Raw genomic sequence first — 1,125 nt, 5'->3', positions numbered from 1 at the left:
TTTCTTCATACTCTTTTTCAGGTACTGAGTCTGCCACTATTCCTGCACCTACATAAATAAAACATTTATTATTCTGAAATATTGACTGTCTAATTGCAACACTCATAACAAAATCAAAGTTTGGTTTTATAAGAAAAGTGGCCCCACAGTAAACATGTCTTTTGTATTTTTCAAGTTCATCAATTATTTGCATTGACCTTATTTTTGGAGCACCGGTAACAGACCCGGGAGGAAAAGTGTTATAAATAATTTCCTTCAAAGATATGTTTTCTTTTAACTGTGATACTACTGTAGAACTCATCTGATAAAGTGTTTTATATCTCTCTATTTCAAATAGTTTTTTTACTTTTACACTTCCCTTTCTGGAAATCCTGCTTAAGTCATTTCTCATCAAATCTGTAATCATTAAATTCTCAGCCATTTCTTTTTGACTGTTTTTTAATTCATTAAAAAATTTTTTGTCTTCTTCTTTCGTTTTTCCGACCGGACGAGTACCTTTTATAGGTTTTGTCGTTAAGGTGTTTTTACTTTTTTCAAGAAATAACTCCATACTTGCTGAAATCAGAGAAAAATTTTTATCCTTAATAAGCATAAGATAAGGCGTGGGCTGGAATTTTGATATATTCTTGAAAACTTTTTCAACATTAAAAAAACCTTCTATTTCTATTCTATGGGATAGATTTATCTGATATATATCCCCGTTTTCTATATATTCTTTAGCAGTTTTTACATTTTCTATAAATTTTTCTTTATCTGGATATTTGATATTCCTTATACTGCTGTAATAACCTTTAGCTTCAAAATCTTTACTAAAGCCATAATTTCTATAAATATTTAAGTAAATCAATGGGAGGTTTAATTCATCTTTAACATATTTTTTAAGTCCGTATATGTTTTCTTTAAAATCATATGATATAAATCCGACAGCATACCCTTTTGCTTTTGTGATAATTTTTTCAATTAAAGAGAAAGGATTTTTTGTTTTTATTTTTTTGTTGTTAATCTGTAAAATATCTTTTTGATATTTCAATCTAATTATAGGATTTGAAAAATTATAAAATCCTTCTTCAGAAAAAAAACCATTATTTGTGGAATATATAGTAATTTTAGGCTTCATAAAAACCT

The 1,125-nt window shown here is 27.3% G+C and carries 1 protein-coding gene; it reads right to left on the bottom strand.

What is annotated here, in order from left to right:
• A partial coding sequence (locus tag HG1285_RS00420; RefSeq protein WP_032497283.1) for an anthranilate synthase component I family protein occupies positions 1 to 1,117 on the bottom strand: 1,117 nt, incomplete at its 3' end.
• Positions 1,118 to 1,125: the final 8 nt, after the last annotated feature.

The sequence above is a fragment of the Hydrogenivirga sp. 128-5-R1-1 genome (assembly GCF_000171895.1).
This window is presented reverse-complemented; position numbering and strand designations above follow the sequence as displayed.